The following is a 24,110-nucleotide window of genomic DNA, read 5'->3' on the forward strand; positions in this document are numbered from 1 at the left end:
CGCCCGCTCCGTGCCCTGCTCCCTGATCAACGCATCCAAAGACTCAACCCACTCGGCAGTCTCTTCCGGATCACGATCAGGCAGCTGGGAAGTCAACCCGCTAAGGATGTGTGAGGTCTCTTCTCCTGCAGCCACGTCCAACCTCTCTTCATTGAATGTCTGGGCGCTTGCACTGTGGTGCGCGCTGAAACGTGCATAGAAATTTCGTATTGTGAGAATAAAATTCTGTAATTCGAGATTAGCGACGCCTTCGCCAAGCGTCAATCCAGCGGGGCGGAGGCTAGCGCTCGCAAGGCCTCGCGGCCCCACGCTGCCGTTTGTGACCGCCGTCGGGACCTCGGCCCTTGACCAAAGGTGACCTAGCTCATACAGTTATTTCACTATTCAATAACTAGATTCCACGATGCGAAAAAGTTTAAACTCCTCTCACAGCGTCTCGGAAGCCTAGTTGCAGCACCACAAAGAAGTGGAGATCCACGATGCAATCGACTCCCCCAGTCGGCGTCACAGCGGCTCCGGAGCAGACCGTACTGCCAGGCAGTTCGGTCCATCCGTCAGTAGGAAATGAAACCCTGTGCGATGTAGCGTCCGTCGCAGCAGGCCGCACCATCAGCCCCAGCCTCTATAACCTCGACCTCGCCCCCACCAAGAAGGAGGGTAGGCGTTGGACCAGCTACAGCATCTTCACCCTCTGGGCCAACGACGTCCATAGCCTCGGAAACTACGCTTTCGCGATTGGCCTCTTTTCGCTTGGCCTGGGCGGGTGGCAAATCCTCGTGGCCCTGGGCATTGGCGCGGTTTTGCTGTTCACACTCTTGACCTTCTCCGGTTTCATGGGCCAGAAGACCGGTGTTCCCTTCCCTGTGATGAGCCGGATCAGCTTCGGTATCCGGGGGGCCCAGTTGGCCAGCCTGGTCCGTGGCGCAGTGGCCATCGCCTGGTTCGGCATTCAGACCTACCTTGCCTCCGTGGTGCTCCGCGTCATGCTTGTCGCCATGTTCCCTGGACTCAAGGACATGGACGCCAACTCGATCCTCGGCCTGTCCACCCTTGGCTGGATCGCCTTCGTATCCCTCTGGATTGTCCAGTTGGTTATCGTCAGCTTCGGCATGGAAATGATCCGCAAATACGAGGCCTTCGCCGGCCCCATCATTCTTGCCACCATGCTGGCCATCGCCATCTGGGTCTTCACGGAGGCCGGGGGCGCCATCCAGTGGTCCGGCATCAGGGGCCTCGAAGGCGGCGAGATGTGGCGCACGATCTTCGCCGGCGGCGCGCTCTGGGTCTCCATCTACGGCACCTTCGTGCTGAACTTCTGCGACTTCACCCGTTCCTCGGTGTCCAAGAAGTCGATTGTCCGCGGCAACTTCTGGGGCATCCCCATCAACATGCTCCTGTTCGGTGCAATCGTGGTCATCATGGCCGGCGGCCAGTACAAGATCAACGGCAAGATCATTGAAAGCCCCTCGGACATCGTGCAGAGCATCCCCAACACGCTCTTCCTTGTCCTGGCCTGCCTTGCCTTGCTGATCCTGACCATCGCAGTGAACCTCATGGCGAACTTCGTGGCACCTGTCTACGCGCTCACCAATCTCTTCCCCAAGCACCTGAACTTCCGTAAGGCAGCCTGGGTCAGCGGTACCATCGGCCTGATCATCCTGCCGTGGAACCTCTACAACAACCCTTTGGTGATCGTGTACTTCCTGGGCGGACTCGGCGCGCTGCTCGGCCCGCTGTTCGGCGTCGTCATGGCCGACTACTGGCTCCTGCGCCGCGGCAAGGTCAACATCCTTGACCTCTACACAGACCACCCTTCAGGCACCTACTTCTACAAGCGCGGCGTCAACCCCCGGGCGATCGCCGCAATGGTTCCGGCCGCCGTCGTCGCCGTCCTCATTGCGTTCGTTCCGGCTCTTGAGGCCGTGGCGCCGTTCGCTTGGTTCTTCGGAGCAGGCATCGGAGCGTTGTGCTACTACGTGTTCGCGGACAAGAAGCAGCAGCACACCGACGTCTCCGGCGAGCCGATCGCCGTCGTCAGCAACCACTAATACTCAACTGGCTCGCAGAAAACGCCGTTTTCGCCCATCAAAACGACAACAACTGCGAGCCAGTTGGGCTTCCCCCCAATCTAGGAGGAACACATGCGCATCCTCGTCGCAAACGTCAACACCACCCAATCCATGACCGACTCCATCGCAGCGCAGGCGCGAAGCGTCGCGGCTCCCGGCACCGAGATCATCGGCATCACCCCGCGGTTCGGCGCCGATTCCTGCGAAGGGAACTTTGAAAGCTACCTCGCCGCCATCGCCGTGATGGACCGCGTGGTCAACTACCCCGAACCGTTCGACGCCGTCATCCAGGCCGGTTACGGCGAGCACGGCCGCGAGGGGCTCCAGGAGCTCCTCGACGTTCCGGTGGTGGACATCACCGAGGCCGCGGCCAGCACCGCGATGTTCCTCGGCCACAAATACTCAGTGGTCACCACTCTGGACCGCGCGGTCCCGCTCATCGAAGACCGCCTCAAGCTCGCCGGCCTCGACGACCGCTGTGCATCCGTCCGCGCGAGCGGTATGGCCGTCCTGGAGCTCGAGGAATACCCGGACCGCGCAGTCGAAGCCATCGTGGAACAGGCCGAACGAGCCGTGCGTGATGACAAAGCCGAGGTCATCGTCCTCGGCTGCGGCGGCATGGCCGGCCTCGACGAGCAGATCCGCCAACGCTGCGGCGTTCCCGTGGTGGATGGAGTCGCCGCAGCCGTGACTATCGCCGAGTCCCTCGTCCGTCTGGGACTGTCCACGTCCAAGGTCCGGACCTACGCCACCCCGCGCCCCAAGACCGTCATAGGCTGGCCCCTGACCACAACGGACACGACGACGGCGGATGCTCCCGCCGCGCGCTAGCTCAACAAACAGGAGAACCGCGTGAGCGAAACCATCCCTACCCGGCCCCGGGTCGCCGTCGTCACCGGAGCCGGCTCCGGGATCGGGCGGGCGGTTGCCCGCCTTCTGCTGGCCGAAGGTTACCGCGTTGCCCTCGCCGGACGGCGGGAAGCGCAGCTTCTCGAGACTGCAGCACGGCACCCCGAGGCGCTCGTGGTGCCGTGCGATGTGACAGTGCCCGACGACGTCGCGCGCCTTTTCGCGGCGGCCCGCCAACGCTGGGGGAGGGTTGATGTCCTGTTCAACAATGCGGGCATCTTCGGTCCTTCCGGCGGCGTGGACGAGATCAGCGTGGCCGATTGGGATTCGACTCTGGCCGTGAATGTCACCGGCTCCATGCTCTGCGCGGCCGAGGCTGTGCGGACCATGAAGTCGCAGGAGCCACAGGGCGGACGCATCATCAACAACGGCTCCATCTCAGCCCATTCACCGCGGCCATTGTCCGTCGCGTACACCGTGAGCAAGCATGCCATGAGCGGCCTGACCAAGAGTATCGAGCTGGACGGGCGTCCGTATGGCATTACGTGCGGGCAGATCGATATCGGCAACACCCGCACCGAAATCATGGACACCATCGGCGTGGGCTCGGGGGCGCTCCAGGCCGATGGCAGCAGGCGCGTGGAGCCCATGTTTCCTGTGGAGGATGCTGCACGCGCTGTGCTCATGATGGCCAACATGCCCGCGTCGGCCAATGTTGGTTCCGTGGTGGTGACCGCCGCCGGGATGCCGTTCGTGGGCCGGGGCTAGCTGGCAGCTGCTGGAAGCCCGGCTACCTAGAAAATCGACCAGCCAGTGCGGGTGGTGAACTCATCGAGGGCGGCAACGCCCGCGAGTGAATTCCCGGATCGTCCCAGGCCGGGGCTCCAGACGCAGATGGTGCATTTGTTGGGTACCACGGCCACAATTCCGCCACCCACCCCGCTCTTTCCAGGGAGCCCCACGCGGTAGGCGAATTCGCCGGCGGCGTCGTAGGTGCCGCACGTGAGCATCACGGCGTTGATTCTCTTTGTCTGCGAGGGCGACAGAAGAGCCATGCCGTTCCCGCGCAGCCCGTTGTTGGCCAGGAACCTGCTCGCGAGGGCCAAATCAGTGCAGCTCATTTCAAGCGCGCACTGGTTGATGTATGCCTCGAGGACCGAGTCCACGGGGTTTTCGAGGTTTCCGTAGCTTGCCAGGAAGTGTGCCAGCGAGGCGTTGCGGTGACTGTTCGCGGCCTCTGAAGCGGCCACCTCGGGGTCGGCATCGATAGAGTTGTTGCCGCTTTCTTGCCGGAGCAATTCCCGGACGGGAGACGCCGAGTTGCCCACGATGCTGAGCAGCCTGTCGGTGACAACCAGGGCGCCGGCATTGATGAACGGATTCCGCGGAATTCCGTCTTCGTGTTCGAGCTGCACCAGGGAATTGAACGGATTGCCGGAGGGCTCCCGGAACACGCGCTTCCAGATCCGGTCGCCATCCCCGGCCAGCACCAGCGCGAGGGCATAGACCTTCGAAATGCTTTGGATGGAGAAGGGCACATCGGCGTCTCCGGAGGAGAACACGTCGCCGTTGGAGGTTGCCACGGAAATGCCGAATTGCTTGGTATCTACCGCGGCCAGGCTCGGGATGTAGTCTGCAGGCGCTCCTTGGCCGAGCAAGGGCTGAACCGTGCCGACAATGTCGTCAAGGAGATTCTGGAGGTCCATGTTTCTTAGTGCCGTCCTTCGGAGTGGGTCCACAGCCTGAGCTGAAGATGCGCGAGCAGCCGTTGCTCTGCGGAGTGGAGGTCGATGCCGGCCACTTCACAGGCTCGCCGCAGCCGGTAATGGACCGTATTCCGGTGGACTGCCAGTTCTTCCGCGCACCGGTTCACATCACCGAAGAATTCGAGGTACGTCAACAGCGTAGTGGCGAACTCCGGGTACATGTCGCACAGCACGGAGATGCCACCATGCCGAAGGTCGGTCCTCGAAGCCAGAAGCTCCAGCAATTCCTTCGTCAAAACAGTCGTTTCGACGTCTGCGTAGGACGCCACATGGATCGAGGGAGTGCTTTCCAGAACCTTCAATACGCTGCGGACGTGTTCCAGCGTTCCATGCAATGCGTCGAGGCGTTCGACGACGGGCCCGACGGCGGCCTGCACCTGGCAGTGCAGGTGGACTCTTGCATCCCGGACAATGACGTTGATGAGGCGGTTGATGGCCGGCGGGGACTTTATGGGGTCAAGGTCAGGAAGAATCATGGCTATTTCCAGGCCGATGGCTCCCACCACGGCACCGGGACGGTAGGCGGCCGCATGGATCGATGCCACATTGGCCAGCTCCCCTCGCCGCAGTTGCAAGCCGGCTGCGGTCTCGTCGTCGCCTTGGGCGGAGATCAGGACGAGGGCTGCCGGCTTGGATGGATCGATGCCCGCGGACTGCGCCTGGGAGTGGATCTGGGGAGTGCCGCTCAGCAGGCTGGAGATCCTGTCCCGCCGCAGTGCCTGGGACTGCTCGTTGCGGTGCCGGACCAGTTCTATGGCCGCGTGCCGTGCCGCTCCAACCATGAGCTTGTCGGTGTTGGGAGCGAGCGGTTCCTTCCCTTCCTGAAGCCAGATGTACCCCAGGATCCTGTTGCCTGCGTGGATACCGATCGCCACCCGTTCCCGGAGGCCTTCCGTCGGGTTGGCTTCCATGTGGATGGGAGCCTCGGCCGCTTGCAGGTGCTTGTAGACCCCTGACTCCTTCAACAGTTTTTGGTAACGCTCCGGTCCACGCCGGGCCAGGATGGAGAGCCTGCGGAGTTCATCGACGTCGTTGGAGGCCGGCGAGTACGCCAGGACGCGGTTTGCCGGATCCTCAATGACCACGTGGCCGTTGGTCAGGGTCGCGGTGGTCTGGGCGATCGCAAAAAGATCCCGGTGAATGATCGTGGACGCGTCGGTGGAAAGTGCAGGCTCCTGGATGCGGTTCTTGGCGATGCTTTCCAGCGTTCCCCAGTTCATTGCCGGAGACACTGAGATCAGGCCGATTCCGGTGGGAAACAGCACTTCCTGGACGGCGTCCAGGTCCTCCTCGTTCCCTTTCACCGCGACGGCGGCGGGGTAGTCCGGAATCAGCTTCCGGATGCCGGGCAATGCCGCGCGACCCCGGACTCCGATCAGCAGGACCAAGCTCCCGCGTTGGACCGGCGCCTCGTCCTCGGCGTCCACGATCACCGTTTCACGAACCATGCCGTTGTCCGTTCCGGGAGGAACCAGCAGTTGCCCGTTGTCGACGCCGATGTCTTCAAGTATGTCGCTGAGCATGGCGCCAATGACATGCTCGGCAGATTCATGGGGTGCCACCCGTATTCACTTCCTCTAAGCGGCTTAGCCGCGCTCACAGCCATGAACACTACTCGCACTCTGGCGGAACGAAGTTGTCATTCGCGCACAACGGGGGTCGGGCGAATTTAGCTGGCCAGACAGTTCCTTCCCTTCCGCAGGAACCTAGAGTTGTTTCCGTCCCCTCCTCTGACGATCCAGCAGTGTAGCTGTGATTCCACGCGTCAGCAGGGGGACAAGTTCTGGAGCATGCAGCCGCACCCGCGGAACCGGAGTCAAAGGAGACCCCTGGAATGAAACGCACACTGAACCCGCCTGCGCCGAGCCCGATCGCCGGGGCTCAGATTGCCGGGCTTGATCCGGCTGATTCGCTGGAAAACAACCGGGAGCTTCTTGGCGACCGTTCGACCGCCGCGCAGGATTTTTCGAGCGAGGACGCCGGTTACCACAAGACCCTCAAACCCCGGCAGATCCAAATGATAGCGATCGGGGGCGCGATCGGAACGGGCCTCTTCATGGGGGCGGGTGGCCGATTGAATAGTTCCGGTCCGGCCTTGATCTTCGTCTACGCGCTCTGCGGGTTCTTTGCGTTCCTGATTCTGCGCGCCCTCGGCGAACTGGTTCTCCACAGGCCATCCTCGGGTTCGTTCGTGTCCTATGCCAGGGAGTTCTATGGCGAGAAGCTTGCCTACGCGGCCGGCTGGTTGTACTTCCTCAACTGGGCCATGACCTCGATTGTCGATGTCACCGCCGTGGCGCTTTACGTCAAATTCTGGGGGCAATTCTGGGTGCCGCTGCAAACAATCCCACAATGGCTTATCGCGCTTTGCGCCCTCGTCATTGTCCTGGCCCTCAACCTCGTCTCCGTGAAAATCTTCGGCGAGATGGAATTCTGGTTCGCCATGATCAAGGTGACTGCGCTGGTAGCTTTCCTCGTCGTCGGGGTCTGCTTCATCGTCTTTGGTGGGAAGACCGACATCGGCGTTCCCGGGCTGGGCGTGATCCTGGACCACGGCGGAGCTTTCCCGACCGGTGCCGTAGCGCCCCTGCTCGCGATCAGCGGCGTCGTGTTCGCGTATGCCGCGATTGAACTTGTTGGTACGGCTGCAGGCGAAACTGCCAACCCGGAAAAGGTGATGCCCAAGGCCGTCAACACGGTGGTCTTCCGGATCGCACTCTTCTATGTCGGTTCCGTGGTGCTCCTCTCGCTGCTCTTGCCGTTCACGGCGTACAAAACCGGCGAATCGCCCTTCGTCACCTTCTTCTCCCATCTCGGAGATCCCCATGCCGCGGCTGTTTCGGCATCGGTGATGAACTTCGTTGTCCTGACAGCGGCATTGTCGAGTCTCAACGCCGGCCTCTATTCCACGGGCCGGATCCTGAGGTCCATGGCGGTCAATGGCTCCGCGCCACAGTTCACCGCCAGGATGAGCAAATCGGGGGTGCCGTATGGCGGCATCCTGCTGACAGCGGTGATCACTCTTCTTGGCGTCGGCCTGAATGCCCTGGTGCCGTCCCAAGTTTTCGAGATCGTTCTCGAGGTGTCTGCGATCGGGATCATCGGCGGCTGGGCAACCATCATCCTGTGCCACATCAAGCTTCAGACCTGGGTCAGGCTCGGCAAGGCCGTTCGTCCGTCATTCCGACTCTTCGGAGCCCCCTTCACCTCATACCTCACGCTCGCCTTCCTTGCCTTCGTTCTCGTCACGATGGGCTTCTCGGAGACCGGGCGCTGGGTGCTCGCTTCCCTGCTGCTGCTGATACCCCTGCTCATTGCCGGCTGGTTCGCTTGCCGCAAACGGATCCTGGAGGCAGCCGAGGCCCGACGCGGCCACACGGGCGGCTTGCCCGTCGTCGCCGGCTCCTTCTCCCAGGCCGGCCAACGCTCCTGATGCACAACGAATTGATGGAAAGCGGAATTACCTTGCCCGGCATGACGTCGCGAAACAACAGCGCCACCCTGACCCAGCAAACCACCCTGGGTAAGCGAAGCCTGCGGGACATCGGCACGCCCAGCAGCGCGTGGCGTTCGCGCGCCGACGCGTGGGAGTTTCTCGGGTACGCGTTCAAACAGCTGGCAAAGGGCGGCCCGGGAACGCGGTCGCATTCCGGTCTCCAGGACCAGGCCATCCAGGCCCTGCGCCTGCTGCAGGCCGTGGAACTGTATTGGGCGGCGCCGGGGCTGGCCGCGTTGGTGCCGCTACTCGACTGCGTGGATTCGGGTGATTACGACGCCGGACTGGAGATGATCCGCGGAATGTCCCACCTGATGCCTTCCGTCGGTCCGGGACCAGTCAGTCCGGAACCAAGTCATTCCGGGGCGGAGCGCTCAATTTCGGGTGTTCAGGACGAGGGCTCCGGGGAGCAACGGCCAGCGAGGGAGCGGCCACGGTTCGAGGTCCTTTTTGTCGACGACATCACCGAACAAGAAGCCGAAGCGCTGAAAGCGGACATGCTGGCCCAGCGGAGGCCGTCGGATGCCTTCACCTATGAACTCATCGTGGTTCCCAGCTACGAGGACGCGCTGGTTGCTTTGGTCCTGAACCCTGCCATCCAGGCCTGCATTCTCCGCCCGGGATTCACCATCGGCAGCAGCCAGCCGCTTGGCCGCGACCTGAGGAAATACGTTGCCGGCCTGGCTGGCCCTGAACTTGCCGGAATGCCACCGCTGGGCAGGTTCCTTAGCCTGGCAGAGCAGATCTCCGAGTTACGCCCCGAACTGGATGTGTACCTGGTAGCCGGAGTCGCTATGGAGAGCCTCGCGGGTTCACTGACGAAGCGGTTCCGGAGGATTTTCCGCAGGCAGGACAATCTCGACCTGCACCTATCCCTGTTGTCGGGCGTCGCTGAGCGGTACAGGACCCCGTTTTTCACTGCGCTGCAGGAATACAGCCGGCGGCCGGCCAGCGTCTTCCACGCCTTGCCGATCTCTCGCGGCGGCTCGGTGGGCAATTCGCCCTGGATCCGCGACATGGTTGATTTCTACGGGATGAATCTTCTCTTGGCCGAGACGTCTGCGACTTCGGGGGGCCTCGATTCGCTGTTGGATCCGCACGGATCGATCAAGGAGGCCCAGGACTTGGCGGCGCGGGCTTTCGGCGCCCAAAAGACCTTCTTCGTCACGAATGGAACATCCACCGCCAACAAGATCGTTCATCAGTCCATCCTTGCTCCAGGGGATGTGGTCCTCGTCGACCGCAACTGCCACAAATCCCACCATTACGCTTTCGTCCTCGCCGGGGCCCAGGTTTCCTACTTGGATGCCTACCCGCTGGACCAGTATGCGTTCTACGGCGCCGTACCCCTCGCCAGCATCAAGGCCCGGTTGCTGGCCTACCGACGTGCCGGGCGCCTGGACGCAGTCAAAATGATCACGCTGACCAACTGCACCTTCGACGGCATCGTCTATGACGTCGAACGGGTCATGGAAGAATGCCTGGCCATCAAACCCGACCTGGTCTTCCTTTGGGACGAAGCGTGGTTCGCCTTCGCCCGGTCCCACCCCGTCTTCCGACGCAGGACGGCCATGGCAGCGGCGAGGACGCTTGAGGTTTCTTTCGGTGATCCCCACTACGCCGGCAGGCATGCTGAACAAGCGGCATCGCTCCACGACGCGGTGACGGGCGCGCCCGCCGATGATGAACTCTGGCTGAAGACCCGGCTGATCCCGGATCCAGCGAAAGCGCGACTGCGCGTCTACGCCACGCAGTCCACCCACAAGACCCTCACTTCGTTGCGCCAGGGATCCATGATCCATATCTTCGATCAGGACTTCAGCGAGCATAACCAAGAGGCGTTCCGCGAAGCGTATATGACCCATACTTCGACATCGCCCAATTACCAGATCCTCGCTTCTCTCGACATCGGGCGCCGCCAGATAGAACTTGAGGGTTTCGGCCTGGTCCAGAAACAGGCGGATCTGGCAACCAGCGTTGCCCAGGCTGTGGCCCGCCACACCTTGTTGAAGAAGTACTTCCGGGTCCTCACGTCGAGGGACCTCATTGCGGCGCCCTATCGGGAAACGGGCAGCGCCATGCCGCTCCGGGACGGGCTGGCAGCCCTGGCGGACGCCTGGCGGCACGACGAGTTCGTCGTCGACCCCAGCCGCATCACGCTGGATATCAGCCGGACAGGGATCGACGGCGACACGTTCCGGCACCGCTATCTCGCCGACAAACACGGGATCCAAGTCAACAAGACATCACGTAACACCGTGCTCTTCATGACCAACATCGGCACGTCCCGCAGCGCCGTCGCCTACCTGATCGAAGTCCTGGTCAAGCTGGCCGAGTCGTTCGAGGAGGAGCGGGCGGCGCGGAAAACGGCAGACGCCGGCCTCGCCGCGGGCCTCACGGGAGCCACTCCGCCCTTGCCGGACTTCAGCAGGTTCGCGGACCGCTACCGGGGCGATCCGCTCAGTCCCGATGGGGACATCCGGGCCGCCTATTTCGAGAGCTACAAGGATGGATCAACCGCGTACCTGGCGGCCGACGAGCTCAAGGCCAGGATCGCGGCGGGCGACGAAGTTGTGTCGGCCGGATTCGTCACGCCCTACCCTCCGGGGTTCCCTATCCTCGTCCCGGGTCAGGTCATCACCAGCCAGACGTTGGCGTTCATGGCTGCATTGGATACGCGTGAAATCCACGGCTTCGACTCAGGGCGCGGGTTCCGGATCTTCGCGGACAAGGCGGACAAGGCGGTCAAGGACGCGTAGCACTGAATCGATGGATTCCACATTGTGAAATTTGAATTCCCCCTTGTGGAATGATGTGATCGGGATTACATTGAATTCATCCCCGAAAATCGGGGCTGTTCCCAAACTGATTGGTTCAGATCAATGAAGTTCCCAGACTCTGCGGCGCTGAAGGCGAGTTCGGCCCCGCGGAAGAAGAAGCCACTGTATAAGTCGCTCTTCTTCCAAATTCTGATCGCCGTCGTCGCAGGTGTACTCATCGGCCATTTCTGGCCGAACATCGGGTCCGCCCTCCGGCCACTGGGCGATGGTTTCATTCAACTCATCAAGATGATCATCGCTCCGCTGATCTTCCTCGTGATCGTCACGGGAATCTCGGCGGTCGGCGACGTCAAGGCGGTCGGGAGGGTCGGGGTCAAGGCACTCCTGTACTTCACCGGCGCCACGCTTTTTGCCCTGGTCTTCGGCCTGATTGTGGGAAACCTGGTCCAGCCCGGCGCCGGACTCCACATCGATCCGAGCACCCTTTCCCATGATGCGCTGAATGCAAAGACCGGGACTGCGCCGCCCAAGGATGCGGCTTCCTTCCTCCTGGACATCATTCCCACGTCTGTGATCGGCGCTTTCGCCAGCAACAGCCTGCTCCAGGTCCTGTTCTTCTCGGTGTTCTTCGGCGCGGCGATCGTCGTCATCGGCCGCGAGCGCTGCCTACCGGTCATCAGCCTCATGGAAACCGTCCTGGAACTGATCTTCAAGATCATGTCCTGGATCATGAAAGTGGCGCCCATCGGTGCCTTTGGCGCCATGGCGTTCATCATCGGCCAGTACGGACTCGACACCCTCGGGACGTATGCGCTCCTGATCGCCTCCTGTTACGGGGCGGCCATAGTCTTCATCGGCCTGCTGTTCCTCGTCGCCTGGAGCTTCGCCCGGGTGCCCCTGTGGCAGTTCCTGAAGTACACCCGTGAGGAATTCCTCCTCGCGCTCGGCACCGCATCCACCGAGGCGGTCATGCCCCGGATCATGACTAAGCTGACCAACGCTGGTTGCTCCCGGGCTACCACCGGCCTGGTTGTCCCGACTGGCTACTCCTTCAACCTCGACGGCGCCGCGATCTACCTTTCGATCTCGCTGCTGTTCTTGGCCCAGGCCTTCGGTCACCACCTCGACCTCGGCCAGCAGCTGGCAGCCCTTGGCGTCCTGCTCCTCACGTCCAAAGGCATGGCGGGCGTCCCCGGCTCGTCGTTCCTGGCACTCTCGGCCACCGCCGCGGCACTGGGCATCTTCCCGGTCGCCGGCGTCGCGCTGCTCCTCGGTGCAGACCGCCTCATGGACTCCATGCGCGTCGTCGTCAACCTCCTGGGCAACTGCGTGGCGACGTTCGTCGTCGCGAAATGGGAAGGCCAGTTCGACCGTTCGGTCATGCTCCGTGCCTTCAGGGGCGAGATCACCAACGAGGATTCCGCCATCATGCTCGGAGCCGAAGACGTCTTCGAGGAACAGGAAATCGAGCGCCTCAGCGAAGGACGCGAGCCTTCACCGAAGTTCCGCGGCGGCCCGAACCCCGATGCGATTCCGCAGTTCGAAATGACCAAACCGGGCCAACACCGGAGCCCCTCCGTCAGTCCGGACTAAGGCACCACGCACCATTCCGGTTGATCGCCCCACGGCACCGTGGGGCGATCACCCATTTAAGGGGTTGCGAAAAGCGGCAGCAGCTCCGACAAATCCGCGCGCAGGCCCGACGCGGCTACCCGGCCGGCGTCGACGGCGTCGGACCAGGCCAAGCGGCCGGTCACCATCGCCAGCCAGGTGGCGGCGTCGCACTCAATGACGTTAGGCGGGGTGCCGCGCGTGTGCCGGGGGCCCTCCACGCACTGGGTGACGCCGAACGGCGGCACCCTGACTTCCACCGAGTTGCCGGGGGCGCGGGCGGTGAGTTCCTCCAGCGAGTAACGCACGGCGGTCGCCAGCACAGTGCGCGACGGCGGCGTCACCGGCCCGGGTTCGTGCCCGGATTCTTGCCCGACGGTGTCCTGCCCGACGGCGGCCTGCCATGCGGCCAGTGCCGCGCGGCCTTCTTCACGGTCGATCCGGCGTCGTGCAATTGCCATAGTTCGCTGGTTCCAATCAGTCCAGCAGCGCCGAGACGGCGTGGCCCAGGCGGATCCTGCCGACCGAGTGGCCGCCGCCGAGGACGGGCTCCACGACCTTTTCCAGCACGCTCGAGACACCAGGGATATCCACGGCGCCGGCAACCGCGAGAAGCGTGAGTCCAACCAGGGTGGCTGCGCGGGGATTCCCGTCGAGGATCTTCACTGCGACGGAGGCGCCTGTGGGGGTTGCCAAGACCAGGACGCCTTCCGCTCCGCCCTTGGCAAGCACTTCGAGTTCGTCCATGACGATGGTGTTCGCCTCGCCGCGGCCTTGCACTGCCCAGGGGTAGTCCAGCATGGACGTGGCAATGGTCGCCGCGCGGGCGTTGGAGCTCGAGTCCCGCGGGGCCTGGGCAAGGCGCGAGTAGGCCCGCGCCAGCCCGGTCAGGGAAAGCGCGGCGACCGGTGCCCCGCAGCCATCAATCCCAAGGTGGGCGATTTTCTCGCCGCTGTATTCCTCGATGACGGTCCGCACGCGGTGTTGCAAGGGATGGTTGGGCTCCAGGTAACTGTGCGTGTCCCAGCCGTTCTCGGTGCAGGCCCACAGGAACGCAGCGTGCTTGCCTGAACAATTGGAAGCCAATTTGGACTTGCCGTGCTCGGAACGGATCAACCAATTGCGGGCGACTTCGTCCTGTGGCCACACCGAGGGGCATTGCAGCTGTTCTTCCCGTACGCCTGCGGCTTTCAGCATGCCTTCCACTACGTCCATGTGATCCAGCGAGCCCACATGGCTGGCACACGCCAAAGCCACCTGGGCGCCGCGCAGGGGCACCCCCGACTGCATCGACGCTAGGGCCTGGAAAGGCTTGAGCGCGGAGCGGGCGTAGATGGGCGTCGTGATGTCGCCGAGCTGGGTCACCACGGACCCGTCACCGGAAAGAACCACGGCGGAACCAATATGGCGCGATTCGATGAAGCCGCTGCGTTCGATCACTGCCAGCTCGACGGCGGACTCAACGCTAAAGGTTTCATGCGAACTCAAGGGCATGATGCAAGTCTAGGGTGAGGGCACCGTCTTCCCGGGCTACTCCACGGTCACCATAACGGACTGCCATCCCGCGGCGCCGTCAGGCACAGGATCCGACCGCTTTTCAGTCTGCAGTTCGCCGGTTCCGTCCGTGGCCCGGACCTTGATGTAGTGGGGTCCCGGAGTGGCGTCCCAAGTGAAGGACCACTGCCGCCACGTGACAACAGATGCCTCCGCGGCGAGGGTGGCTTCGGCCCAGGGGCCGTTGTCTATCTGGACCTCCACCTTCTTGATGCCGCGGGTCTGTGCCCAGGCCGTGCCACCCAAGGCGACCCTGCCGGGAGGCACTTTGGCGAAGGACTTGGGAACTTCAAGCCGGGCCATCGTCTTGATGGGACCCCGCTCGGACCAGCCGCGGGTGGTCCAATAGGCTTTGTTGTCGGCGAAACGGGTGACTTCCAGGTCCACCACCCATTTGGTGGCGGAGACGAAGCCGTAGAGACCGGGAACCACCATGCGCACGGGGTAGCCGTGTTCGAGCGGTAGGGGTTCGCCGTTCATACCGATGGCCAGGATGGCATCCCTGCCGTCCTGGAGCACTTCCAGGGGGGTGGAGGCGCTGAAGCCGTCGATCGAGGTGGAGAGGACCATGTCCGCTCCGGGTTTGGGTCGGGCTTGTTTGAGCGCGTCACGGATGGGCATGCCCAGCCATTTGGCGTTGCCGGCCAGGTTTCCGCCTACGGGGTTGGACACACACGTGAGCGAAACGTGGGTTTCGATCAGTTGGGCATCGAGCAGATCCTGAAAGTTCAGCCGGACCTCCTGCTCCACCAGTCCGTGGATCCGGAGCTCCCAATCCTGGGCGTTGATCTCAGGCACGCTCAAGGCGGTGTCGATCCTGTAGAAGTCCTTGGCCGGGGTGAGCCAGGGGGTGACTCCCGGCGTCGGGGACTGGACGCCCGCGGGAACGGGGGCAGCAGCCCGGGCCGGAGCGGGGAGTTTCAAAGAATCCCTGGCCTTGGCCACATTGCTGCGCGCGGCGCTCAGGAACCGACCGCCGCCGGCTGCGATGGCGGCTGCGGCAACGGTGATACCGGTGGCGGCGAAGAAGGTTCGGCGCGTCGTGGCGGGACGCTCGGTGCCTTTGGCCGCGGTGTCGGCAGGGGCGTCAGGGAACGACTTCAGCCGCCAGAGCCGGGCCACCAAGAGGCGGAGAACCACGAGCCCAGCCACCGTGCCGATCAGGCTCGGTATTGAATCCACGGGCTTCACGCTGGCCCGGGTCACCACGGCAGCCACAATCACCGCACCCATGCCGAGAACGCCCAACACGCCGAGCGCCCAATTGCGGAAGGCCACGACGCCCAGCACGCAAGCCAGCACGAAGATGGTCAGGCCCATGCCCACAAACAGAGCGGCCTTGTCATTGGTGCCGAACGTGGTCACGGCAAAGTCCTTCATCCACGGCGGCGTGAAGTCGATGAACGTGGACCCCAGCGCGATCACCGGAGTAGCCCGGGCCGTAAAGAAGGCGCCGATCAGTTCCGCAACGGAAAGTACGACGGCGGCAGCGGCCACCCCGGCCAGTGCAGCCAATGCGGTCGGTCCCCTGAGCCAGTTCCTGAGCTTCTTCATGCAGGTTGTTCGTAGCCGGAGGCCTCCGAGATGGGTCGGACATGCGCCTTCTTGGTGCCCTCGGTCTTGGGTGGACATGCTCAGTGGTGGAGACAGCTTAGGAGTCCTGCCCCCGCACAAAGTATCCTTGAAGACTGTGAAGGTACTCGTCATTGGCCCCGGGGGCCGCGAACACGCAATTGTCCGCTCCTTGCTCAAGGATCCCAACGTTTCCGAGGTCCATGCGGCTCCCGGAAACGCGGGCATCGCCAAGCTGGTCCCCACGTACGCGATCGATGGGAACAACCCCGGCGCCGTCGCAGCGCTTGCGACAAAGCTGGCGGTTGACCTGGTTGTGGTCGGCCCTGAAGCTCCACTCGCGGCGGGCGTATCCGATGCCGTCCGCGAAACCGGCATTCCGGTCTTTGGCCCTAGCAAGGCCGCGGCACAGCTCGAAGCCTCCAAAGCGTTCGCCAAGGAAGTCATGGCCGAGGCCGGTGTGCCCACCGCCATGGCCCGCGTGGCAACAAACGCTGCAGAGGCAGCTGACGCGCTGGACACTTTCGGCGCTCCGCATGTCGTCAAGGATGACGGACTGGCCGCCGGCAAGGGCGTTGTGGTCACCAATGACCGCGAGGAAGCACTCGCCCACGCCCAAGCTTGTTTCGACGCCGGTGGAACCGTGGTGATCGAGGAGTTCCTGGACGGGCCCGAGGTCTCCCTGTTCGTGCTGTGTGACGGCCGCACCACGGTGCCACTGTCCCCGGCCCAGGACTTCAAGCGGATTTTCGACAATGACGAAGGCCCCAACACCGGTGGCATGGGCGCCTACACCCCGCTCGACTGGGCGCCTGTTGGCCTGGTCCAGGAAGTCATCGACCGGGTGGCCCAGCCCACCGTGGACGAGATGGCCAGCCGTGGAACTCCGTTCGTCGGCGTCCTCTATTGCGGCCTGGCCCTGACTTCCCGCGGCACGCGCGTCATCGAATTCAACGTCCGTTTCGGCGATCCCGAAACCCAAGCGGTCCTTGCCCGGCTCAAGACCCCGCTCGGCGCCCTTATGCTTGCAGCCGCCAAGGGCGAACTGGACCAGGCTGAAGAGCTGCGCTGGTCGAAGGAGTCGGCCGTCGCCGTCGTCGTCGCCGCCGAAAACTACCCGGACACCCCCCGCACGGGGGACCGCATCCGCGGCCTGAACAAGGTGGACGCGCTTGAAGGCGTCCACGTCATCCACGCCGGCACCAAGCAGGACGAAGAAGGCCGGCTTGTTTCCGCCGGCGGACGCGTGCTGGCGGTTGTCGCGCTGGGAACGGACCTCGTGGAGGCCCGCGAGAGGGCTTACGACGGCGTGGAGCTGGTCCAGCTCGACGGCGGACAGTTCCGTACCGATATCGCCGGCAAGGCAGCCCGCGGCGAGATCCATGTGGTCTCCCCGGCCACCGGCTCCATCCCTAACGTGAAGGCCTGAACCATGCCTGAAAACAACGCAAACGGCCTGCAGACCGAAACCCTCGACCTCCCGGGATGGAAGCACTTCTACTCGGGCAAAGTCCGCGACCTCTACGTTCCCGCAGATGATCTCGGCGGGGCCGAATCCAGCCAAGACCGCGTCCTGGTAGTGGCCAGCGACCGCATCAGCGCCTACGACCATGTCTTGAGCAGCGAGATCCCGGACAAGGGCCGGGTCCTCACCCAACTGAGCCTGTGGTGGTTCGAGCAGCTGGGCGTGGAACACCACGTCCTTGCGTCCACGGCCGCCGAGGGAGTGCCCGCGGAAGTTGAAGGCCGGGCGATGATCTGCAAGCGGCTGGAGATGTTCCCAGTGGAATGCATCGCCCGCGGGTACCTCACGGGCTCCGGGCTGGCTGAGTACCGCCAATCGGGCACCGTCTGCGACATCCCCCTGCCCGAGGGCCTGGTTGACGGTTCGCGCCTCGGTCACGCCATCTTCACGCCTTCTGCCAAGGCTGAAGTCGGCGAGCACGACGAGAACATCACCTACGACGACGTCGTCGCGATGGTGGGCGACGATATCGCCGCACGCTTGAGCGAACTCACGTTGAAGATCTACACCAGCGCGGAAGAGATCGCCCGGGGCCGCGGAATCATCCTGGCCGACACGAAGGTTGAGTTCGGCATCGACGTCAACACGGGCGTCATCACCTTGGGCGATGAGGTCCTGACGCCGGATTCCTCACGGTTCTGGGATGCTTCCACTTACGAGCCGGGCAAGGCGCAGCCATCGTTCGACAAGCAGTTTGTGCGTGACTGGCTGACTTCCGCGGAATCGGGCTGGGACCGCTCGAGTGACACCCCGCCGCCCGCGCTGCCGGCCGACGTCGTGGAGAAGACGCGTGCCCGCTACGTGGAGGCCTACGAGAAGCTGACCGGCCGGACCTTCGTCTGACTCGCAGTTGTTGTCGTTTAGCCGCCCGACGCCGCCCGACGTTCCGCCAGCCTGATCTCCAGTACGGAGTCCATGGCCTGCTGGACGCGGTCGGCTGCGCCGGCGGCGGTGAAATCGCGCTGGGCTTCTTCGAGATGGACCAATGCGTCCGTGTTTTCACCGGCCGCTTTGAGTGCCTTGCCAAGGAGGAAAGCGACTTCGCCTGCAGTGTGCCGGGCGAGTACATCGCGGTCCGCGTGGATTTCGCGCAGCTTGGTGATGGCGGCCGGGATGTCGCCCGTCAGGTACAGCCAGCGGGCGCGGATAAAGGCAACTTCGAGCTGATCCGTCTTGTTTCCGCCCACAATCGACAGAGCGAGTTCAGCGCGTTCGATAGCTGAGAGCGTCTCCGGCTCTACGATTCCCGAGGACAGCCGGACGGCCGCCGATGCCTTGTTGAAACGGGCCCACAGCTCAATGTCATTGGCGGGGGAGAGCAGCTTTGCGGCGCGCTCGTGATGCTTGATGCCTTCAACATAGTCGTGGCGCATGAAGGCCACGTTTCCCACCACCCAAGCCACTTCGCCTGCAAGCTGCGACATCGAATGGTCGTCCATCTGGTTGTTCATGGCCTGACAATATGTCCAGGCTTCGTCCAACCTGCCACTCTCGGCCAATGCACCGATCAGGGCGCGGTGCGCCCCGATGATCAACGTTGAGCCTTTGGGCAGCTGCTCGGATAGCCTTACCGCTTCCTTGGCATGCTCGACGGCGGTGGCCAGCTGCCCTTGTCCGTGGCAGACGGCGGCAAGCATCTGCCGGGCACGGACTCCGAGGCCTGCGGATTCGGTAGCCATGGGATGTTCCAGGAGATGCTGGATGATCTGCTGGCATTCCTTCAACTGCCCCTGCTTCATGAGGCATTCGGCCTGCATGTAGGTCATGTTCCACCACGCGCTGGTGTTCTTTGCCTCGAGCGCGATTTGGGCGGCGGTTGATGCGTGGCTTGCGGCAAGCGGGTAGTCCCTGAGGTCCCAAGCTTGCCTGGCGTACAGCCCCGCGAGCACGTATTCGGCGTCACTGACGGATACGGGCTGACTCCAGGCTTCCAAGGCTTTTGGTGCCAGCTCCAGACGGCGGGCGAGTTCTTCAATGACGTCGGCCGTGGGCTCCCGCCGGCCGGTCTCAAGAAGCGAAATGTAGCTGGGTGAGTACAGGTCCCTGCCCAATTCAGCTTGGGTCAGCCCACGTTCGAGCCGTTCGGCACGGAGCTTTTCTCCGAATCCGTTCCCCACAGGTTCCTCCTAGAGGCTTGTCTTTGCGCTGTCTTTACGCGTATAGCTTGACAGCCGCTGTGGAAAACATTTTACAATGAATGTCAACAGGGACCGCGTAATTTCCGTAACGAATCCGACTCGCATTGAGGAAAAATTATGTTGAAGAAGATTGCTGCAGCAGTGGCCTTGGCCGGCGCGCTTGCATTCTCCGCCGCGGCGCCAGCCGTCGTTTCCGCAGCCCCTGTGGCAGACACCGTCGGCACGGTGCTCAGCATTGGTAACTGGCCTGACCCGATGAGGGTCTCGCAGGCAATCGGTAACTGGCCCGACCCGATGAGCGTGGTTGCGCAGGCTATCGGTAACTGGCCTGATCCGATGAGGGTCTCGCAGGCAATCGGTAACTGGCCCGACCCCGTGTAGCTCGACGGCGGCTCCCGGAGATCCCGGCAGGCGCTGGATAATTCAAATGAAGTGAAGAAATCCCCGGTAGTCGGAAATCGACACACCGGGGATTTCTTTTGCACCAAGTTCGGCGTGGACCGTGATATACCCCGGGTCATTGTGCCGGGGTTGTTAACAACACTTGTCTCTAAACCTTGGGCGGGTGAGGAAAACCGGTCAGGGGAATGTTTTTCCGGTTTTCCCGGGCTCCCGAAAAGCTCGTTAAATAAAGTAGAAGACCTTCCGGGTGGAAGGTCTTCTACCAATTGGTCGGGATGACAGGATTTGAACCTGCGACCTCTTCGTCCCGAACGAAGCGCGCTACCAAGCTGCGCTACATCCCGATCCGCTGCGAAAGCAACTGTTCAAGAATAGCCGATCCCTCTCCGGATGCGAAATCGAAGGAAGCCGCGCCCGGGAACAACAACCTCAGACAAGCGAGTCCTTCCAGGCGCCGTGTAACCGGGCGAACCGTCCTCCTCCACCGATGAGTTCGGCCGGTGTGCCGTCTTCGACGATGCGTCCCTCGTGCACCACCAGCACCCGGTCTGCGGTCTCCACAGTAGAGAGCCGGTGGGCGATGATGATCGCGGTGCGCTCGGAGTCCGTTCCGGACAGCAGACTGCTCAGGCCGGCCTGCACCAGCCGTTCCGAAGGGATATCAAGCGAAGATGTCGCTTCGTCCAGGATGAGTACCGCCGGGGCCGCAATGAACGCCCGGGCAAAGCCAATCAGCTGCCGTTGCCCGGCGGAGACCCGGCCGCCGCGCTTGTTGACGTCCGTGTCGTAGCCGTCAGGCAAGGCGGAGATGAAGTCGTGCGCACCGACGGCCTTCGCAGCTTCTTCGATCTCCGCACGCGTGGCCTCGGGCCGCCCCAAGGCGATGTTGTCCGCCACGGAACCGCTGAAGAGGAAGGCTTCCTGGGTGACCATCACGACGGCGCGGCGCAGGTCCGCCGTCGAGAGCTCCCGGAGGTCGACGCCGTCGAGGGTCAAGGATCCTTCGGTGACGTCGTAGAAGCGGGCGATGAGCTTGGCGAAGGTCGATTTGCCGGCACCGGTTTGTCCGACGAGCGCTATGGTCTGTCCGGCGGGAATGTGAAGGTCCAGCCTGGGGACTACTACCTTGCCGTTGCCGTAACCGAACTCCACGCCACGGAAGTCGATTTCGCCGCGGGCATGGGGCAAGGGCACCGGGTTCTTGGGCGGCCGGACCGTCGGGACTTCTTCGAGCAGTCCGGACACCTTCTCGAGCGCGGCCTGGGCGCTCTGGAATGAGTTGTAGAACATGGCCATCTGGTCCACGGGCTGGAAGAAGCGCTTCGTTGAAAGAATCAGGGCCAGGAGCACGCCCACCGCCAGATCTCCAGAGAGCACCCGGAAGCCGCCGAACAGCAGGACCACTGCCGCGCACACGTTGCCGATCAAGACCAGGCCTGGTTGGAAGACGCCGTTGAGGTTGATGGAACGGACCGTGACTTTGCGGTAGTCCTCGGAGAGTTCGGCATAGCGCTGGGCGTTCTCCGGCTCCTTGCGGAAGGCCTTGATGGCCCGGATGCCGGTCATGGTCTCCACGAAGTGCACAATCAGTCTCGCGGACACCACCCGCGATTCGCGGAAGGCGATCTGCGAGTGCTTCTGATACCAGCGGGCCAGGAAGTACGCGGGCACGCCCGTGGCCAGCATGAGTAGCCCGCTGCGCCAGTCGAGCGCAAATACCGTAAATGCCGTGAAAAGCATGAACAGGATCCCGGATGCCAACGAGCTGACGCCGGAATCGAGGAGTTCACGCAGCGCCTCAAGGTCCGAGGTCTGGCGCGCGATGATCCTGCCCGAGGTGTACTTCTCGTGGAACTCCAAGCTGAGACGTTGGGTGTGCCGGAAGACCCGCAGCCGCAGGTCCAGAAGCATGGACTGGCTCAGCTTCGCCGTGGAAGTGACGTAAAGGGCCGTCAAAATCGCCGTGGCGAGGGCCGCGGCCAGGTACAGGACGCCGGCCTGGACCACCGGCATGTTGTTCCCTGCGAGCAGCGAGGGCAGTGCGTGGTCGATGCCGAAAGCGATGATCGCCGGCCCGGCTACCCGGGTGGCCTGCGAGAGCACCACCATGCCCAGCGTCAGCCAGAACCGCAACCGCACCGGGCGGATGAGCGATCCCAGCAAGGCGACCGACCGCCGTCGTAGTGCTTTGCTGTCGCTGCGGCTCAGGTGGGCGTTGTCTTCATTGGCGGTTCCGAACGTGCTCATCGGCGGCCCTCCCCGGCTTGGTCCATGTGCTGTTCCGAATCCAGCTCGTGTTCCAGCTCGTCGAGTTCGAGGTCGAGGTCCTTCGGACCGGAGTCGAGGCTTGCGATCACGTAGCGGTAGTGGGCGTTGTTGGCCAACAGTTCCGTATGGGTCCCGACGGCGGTGATGGTTCCGTTTTCGAGCAGCGCCACCCGGTCGGCCAGGGCAACGGTCGAGGGTCTGTGCGCGACGATGAGCGTGGTGGTGTCCCGGAGGACTTCGCGGAGCCTGGCTTCGACGAGTTCCTCCGTGTTCACGTCCAGGGCCGATAGCGGATCATCCAACACGAGGACCCTGGGCTTGGCTGCGATGGCCCGGGCGAGCGCGATCCGCTGCCGCTGGCCGCCGGAAAGACTCAGCCCTTCCTCTCCAATGAGGGTCCCGACGCCGTCGGGCAGCGAAAACGCGAAGTGAGCCTGCGCGACGTCGAGCGCTTCCTCGAGGGCCTCCTCGGACGTGTCCGGCGCGCCGAGCAGCACGTTGTCCCGGACCGAGCTGGAAAAGAGGGTGGTGTCCTCGAAGGCGACCGCTACGACGGTCCTCAGCTGCTCGACGCTGAAGTCGCGGACATCCACGCCGTCGATGGTTACGGATCCTTCGGTCACGTCGTAGAGCCGGGGGACCAGCTGGAGCAAGGCGCTCTTTCCGCTGCCCGTAATGCCCACGAGGGCCATGGTTTCGCCGGGCCTGATGTCCAGGGTGATGTCGTCCAGGAGCCGGGCGCCGTCGTCGAAACCGAAGGCGACGCCCTTGAAGCTCAAAGCCCCGCGCAGTTCCTTGGGTGTTCTGGGGTTCGCGGGACTGGCGATGGTGTTGGGCGTGTCCATGACCTCGAAGTGGCGGTCGAGCGCGGTCTTGGCGGTCAATGCCATGGCCAGGAGGGTCCCCGAGAACTCCACTGGTGCTGCCACAACAGCCGCGGTGCCGAAGAACGCAACCAGGGAACCGATGCTGAGTTGGCCCGTGGAGACGAGCAGGACGCCCGCCACGAGCCCGACGCCCAGTGCCAGCTCGGGCAGCAGCGTCACAACGAGAGTGAAGGTGGCTTGGTGCTTGGCCTTGGCGATCTCGGTCTGCCTCAGCTCCTCGGCCTGCTCGTTGAAGTTCTCCAGCGCTTCGCGGCTGCGACCGAAGGCCTTGAGCACGCGGATGCCGTGAACGGACTCCTCCACCGTGGTGGCGAGATCGCCGGCCTGGTCCTGGCTCAGCCGGGTCACCAGGCTGAAGCGGCGGCGGAAACGGAAGGAATAGACCATGATGGGCACCGCGGCGGCCAGGAAGATCAACGCCAGCTGCCAGCTCATCGCGAACATCACCGCCACGCCGATCACCACGGTCAACGTGGTCACCACCAGCATGATCGCGCCGAAGGCCATCCAACGCCGCAGGAAGTTCAAGTCCGTCATCGCGCGGGACAAGAGCTGTCCTGAACCCCAACGGTCATGGAAGGAAACGGTGAGGTCCTGCAGATGCCCGTAGAGGGACACCCGCATCCTCGATTCCACGGTGGTCGCGGGATTAATGACGAACTGGCGCCGCAGCGCCACCAGCCCGGCTTCTGCGATGCCGAGTCCCAGAACCACGACGGCGGCAATCCAGACGGCGTTGCTCGGGCCGCCAGGGTGGAGGGAACCGTTGATCAAAACCCGCAGCACCTGCGGAATGGCAAGCGCCATGATGCTGGCCAGCAAAGCGCTGAGCAGCCCCATGAAAAGCCGGGGGAGGATCGGTTTAACGTGCGGATAGAGACGTTTGACGGAGGTGAAGAATGAAGTCTGTTTGGCCATGCCCGCTTCTCAACAGCTTTGTCCCGGCGTTCCGAGTCTTTTCGTACGGCGGGCGGAGGTAGTTTCCTGTAGCAACTACCCTATGCCATCGCGTAACAGGATTCACAGCACCATTGCGTTGCGTGATACGAGGTATTCGGTACTGCCCCTCCCCGGACATGCTCAGCTTTGGAAGGGAAGGATGGACATATTGCTGTTATGTCCAGCCTTGGTCTGGCGGGATGCGCATGCTCATTGGGGCGGGTGGACATGTCCATCCTTGGTGCGGCGGGACG

The 24,110-nt window shown here is 63.2% G+C and carries 18 protein-coding genes and 1 tRNA gene; 9 read left to right on the forward strand and 10 right to left on the reverse strand.

All coding sequences use genetic code 11. From position 1 onward, the window contains the following. Nucleotides 1-264, reverse strand: a 264-nt coding sequence (locus tag AB4074_RS21405) for a hypothetical protein (protein ID WP_441415195.1), incomplete at its 3' end; no start/stop codon positions are given. Nucleotides 265-479: 215 nt separating this feature from the next. Between AB4074_RS21405 and AB4074_RS21410 the strand changes: the two genes are divergently transcribed. The 3 genes from AB4074_RS21410 to AB4074_RS21420 all read left to right on the forward strand — a co-directional run bounded on the left by AB4074_RS21410 (nt 480) and on the right by AB4074_RS21420 (nt 3,686). Beyond that, nucleotides 480-2,048: an NCS1 family nucleobase:cation symporter-1 gene (locus AB4074_RS21410; protein WP_441415196.1), complete on the forward strand. Its 1,569-nt coding sequence runs from the start codon at nt 480-482 to the stop codon at nt 2,046-2,048. Nucleotides 2,049-2,141: 93 nt separating this feature from the next. Next, entirely contained in the window at nt 2,142-2,900 is a 759-nt protein-coding gene (locus tag AB4074_RS21415; RefSeq protein ID WP_241710377.1) for an aspartate/glutamate racemase family protein, read from the forward strand. Between the two features lie 21 nt (nt 2,901-2,921). Then, on the forward strand, nt 2,922-3,686 hold the full coding sequence (locus AB4074_RS21420; RefSeq protein WP_441415197.1) for an SDR family oxidoreductase: 765 nt from the start codon (nt 2,922-2,924) through the stop codon (nt 3,684-3,686). Nucleotides 3,687-3,712: 26 nt separating this feature from the next. On the opposite strand, the gene AB4074_RS21425 is transcribed toward AB4074_RS21420, so the two are convergent. Both AB4074_RS21425 and AB4074_RS21430 read right to left on the reverse strand, forming a co-directional pair. Then, a complete protein-coding gene (locus AB4074_RS21425) occupies nt 3,713-4,624 on the reverse strand; it encodes a glutaminase (RefSeq protein ID WP_441415198.1) in 912 nt (303 codons plus the stop codon). A gap of 5 nt (nt 4,625-4,629) precedes the next feature. Continuing rightward, nucleotides 4,630-6,246 carry a PucR family transcriptional regulator gene (locus AB4074_RS21430; RefSeq protein WP_441415199.1) on the reverse strand — a complete coding sequence of 539 codons (1,617 nt, stop codon included), beginning with the start codon at nt 6,244-6,246 and terminating at the stop codon, nt 4,630-4,632. Nucleotides 6,247-6,518: 272 nt separating this feature from the next. Here AB4074_RS21430 and AB4074_RS21435 point away from each other — a divergent pair, with 272 nt between their 5' ends. The 3 genes from AB4074_RS21435 (at nt 6,519) to AB4074_RS21445 (ending at nt 12,553) form a co-directional block, all read left to right on the forward strand. Beyond that, the gene (locus AB4074_RS21435; RefSeq protein WP_441415200.1) at nt 6,519-8,117 is read left to right on the forward strand and encodes an amino acid permease; all 1,599 of its coding nucleotides are present in this window, start codon (nt 6,519-6,521) and stop codon (nt 8,115-8,117) included. Between the two features lie 14 nt (nt 8,118-8,131). Beyond that, complete coding sequence (locus AB4074_RS21440) at nt 8,132-10,939, forward strand: aminotransferase class I/II-fold pyridoxal phosphate-dependent enzyme (protein WP_441415201.1); 2,808 nt, start codon at nt 8,132-8,134, stop codon at nt 10,937-10,939. 123 nt (nt 10,940-11,062) lie between these two features. Then, nucleotides 11,063-12,553 (forward strand): cation:dicarboxylate symporter family transporter, encoded by a 1,491-nt coding sequence (locus tag AB4074_RS21445; RefSeq protein WP_441415202.1) that lies wholly within the window; start codon nt 11,063-11,065, stop codon nt 12,551-12,553. Between the two features lie 56 nt (nt 12,554-12,609). Here AB4074_RS21445 and AB4074_RS21450 read toward each other — a convergent pair whose 3' ends face one another. Genes AB4074_RS21450 through AB4074_RS21460 form a run of 3 tightly spaced genes read right to left on the reverse strand, consistent with a single transcriptional unit; the run spans nt 12,610 to nt 15,679 of the window. Beyond that, nucleotides 12,610-13,032: a sterol carrier family protein gene (locus AB4074_RS21450; protein ID WP_441415203.1), complete on the reverse strand. Its 423-nt coding sequence runs from the start codon at nt 13,030-13,032 to the stop codon at nt 12,610-12,612. A gap of 16 nt (nt 13,033-13,048) precedes the next feature. Continuing rightward, nucleotides 13,049-14,065 carry an asparaginase gene (locus AB4074_RS21455; protein WP_441415204.1) on the reverse strand — a complete coding sequence of 339 codons (1,017 nt, stop codon included), beginning with the start codon at nt 14,063-14,065 and terminating at the stop codon, nt 13,049-13,051. A gap of 36 nt (nt 14,066-14,101) precedes the next feature. After that, nucleotides 14,102-15,679, reverse strand: coding sequence for a molybdopterin-dependent oxidoreductase (locus AB4074_RS21460; protein ID WP_441415205.1), 1,578 nt, complete (start codon nt 15,677-15,679; stop codon nt 14,102-14,104). A 136-nt stretch (nt 15,680-15,815) separates the two neighbouring features. On the opposite strand from AB4074_RS21460, the gene purD reads away from it, so the two are divergent. After that, nucleotides 15,816-17,126, forward strand: a complete 1,311-nt coding sequence (gene purD, locus AB4074_RS21465; RefSeq protein WP_441415226.1) for a phosphoribosylamine--glycine ligase — start codon at nt 15,816-15,818, stop codon at nt 17,124-17,126. Between the two features lie 3 nt (nt 17,127-17,129). After that, complete coding sequence (locus tag AB4074_RS21470; RefSeq protein WP_441415206.1) at nt 17,130-18,065, forward strand: phosphoribosylaminoimidazolesuccinocarboxamide synthase; 936 nt, start codon at nt 17,130-17,132, stop codon at nt 18,063-18,065. A gap of 17 nt (nt 18,066-18,082) precedes the next feature. Here the strand turns inward: AB4074_RS21470 and AB4074_RS21475 are convergent, their stop codons facing one another. After that, nucleotides 18,083-19,339 (reverse strand): helix-turn-helix domain-containing protein, encoded by a 1,257-nt coding sequence (locus AB4074_RS21475; RefSeq protein ID WP_441415207.1) that lies wholly within the window; start codon nt 19,337-19,339, stop codon nt 18,083-18,085. Nucleotides 19,340-19,477: 138 nt separating this feature from the next. Here AB4074_RS21475 and AB4074_RS21480 point away from each other — a divergent pair, with 138 nt between their 5' ends. Beyond that, a complete protein-coding gene (locus AB4074_RS21480) occupies nt 19,478-19,741 on the forward strand; it encodes a hypothetical protein (RefSeq protein ID WP_441415208.1) in 264 nt (87 codons plus the stop codon). 288 nt (nt 19,742-20,029) lie between these two features. On the opposite strand, the gene AB4074_RS21485 is transcribed toward AB4074_RS21480, so the two are convergent. From AB4074_RS21485 to AB4074_RS21495, 3 genes are all read right to left on the reverse strand, one after another. Then, nucleotides 20,030-20,106: transfer RNA gene (locus AB4074_RS21485), tRNA-Pro, on the reverse strand. An 85-nt stretch (nt 20,107-20,191) separates the two neighbouring features. Next, nucleotides 20,192-22,009 carry an ABC transporter ATP-binding protein gene (locus AB4074_RS21490; protein WP_441415209.1) on the reverse strand — a complete coding sequence of 606 codons (1,818 nt, stop codon included), beginning with the start codon at nt 22,007-22,009 and terminating at the stop codon, nt 20,192-20,194. Beyond that, a complete protein-coding gene (locus AB4074_RS21495; protein WP_441415210.1) occupies nt 22,006-23,835 on the reverse strand; it encodes an ABC transporter ATP-binding protein in 1,830 nt (609 codons plus the stop codon). Before AB4074_RS21495 ends, AB4074_RS21490 begins: the two co-directional genes overlap by 4 nt. Nucleotides 23,836-24,110: the final 275 nt, after the last annotated feature.

The organism is Arthrobacter sp. 2MCAF14 (genome assembly GCF_052115645.1).
GTDB lineage: Bacteria > Actinomycetota > Actinomycetes > Actinomycetales > Micrococcaceae > Arthrobacter.

Excerpts from the sequence above, each read along its gene's own strand:
- AB4074_RS21490 (WP_441415209.1), bottom strand. The coding sequence starts at position 22,009 with ATGAGCACGTTCGGAACCGCCAATGAAGACAACGCCCACCTGAGCCGC.
- AB4074_RS21455 (WP_441415204.1), bottom strand. The coding sequence starts at position 14,065 with ATGCCCTTGAGTTCGCATGAAACCTTTAGCGTTGAGTCCGCCGTCGAG.
- AB4074_RS21425 (WP_441415198.1), bottom strand. The coding sequence starts at position 4,624 with ATGGACCTCCAGAATCTCCTTGACGACATTGTCGGCACGGTTCAGCCC.
- AB4074_RS21470 (WP_441415206.1), top strand. The coding sequence starts at position 17,130 with ATGCCTGAAAACAACGCAAACGGCCTGCAGACCGAAACCCTCGACCTC.
- AB4074_RS21415 (WP_241710377.1), top strand. The coding sequence starts at position 2,142 with ATGCGCATCCTCGTCGCAAACGTCAACACCACCCAATCCATGACCGAC.
- AB4074_RS21435 (WP_441415200.1), top strand. The coding sequence starts at position 6,519 with ATGAAACGCACACTGAACCCGCCTGCGCCGAGCCCGATCGCCGGGGCT.
- AB4074_RS21495 (WP_441415210.1), bottom strand. The coding sequence starts at position 23,835 with ATGGCCAAACAGACTTCATTCTTCACCTCCGTCAAACGTCTCTATCCG.
- AB4074_RS21450 (WP_441415203.1), bottom strand. The coding sequence starts at position 13,032 with ATGGCAATTGCACGACGCCGGATCGACCGTGAAGAAGGCCGCGCGGCA.
- AB4074_RS21445 (WP_441415202.1), top strand. The coding sequence starts at position 11,063 with ATGAAGTTCCCAGACTCTGCGGCGCTGAAGGCGAGTTCGGCCCCGCGG.
- AB4074_RS21460 (WP_441415205.1), bottom strand. The coding sequence starts at position 15,679 with ATGAAGAAGCTCAGGAACTGGCTCAGGGGACCGACCGCATTGGCTGCA.
- AB4074_RS21480 (WP_441415208.1), top strand. The coding sequence starts at position 19,478 with ATGTTGAAGAAGATTGCTGCAGCAGTGGCCTTGGCCGGCGCGCTTGCA.
- AB4074_RS21410 (WP_441415196.1), top strand. The coding sequence starts at position 480 with ATGCAATCGACTCCCCCAGTCGGCGTCACAGCGGCTCCGGAGCAGACC.
- AB4074_RS21440 (WP_441415201.1), top strand. The coding sequence starts at position 8,132 with ATGGAAAGCGGAATTACCTTGCCCGGCATGACGTCGCGAAACAACAGC.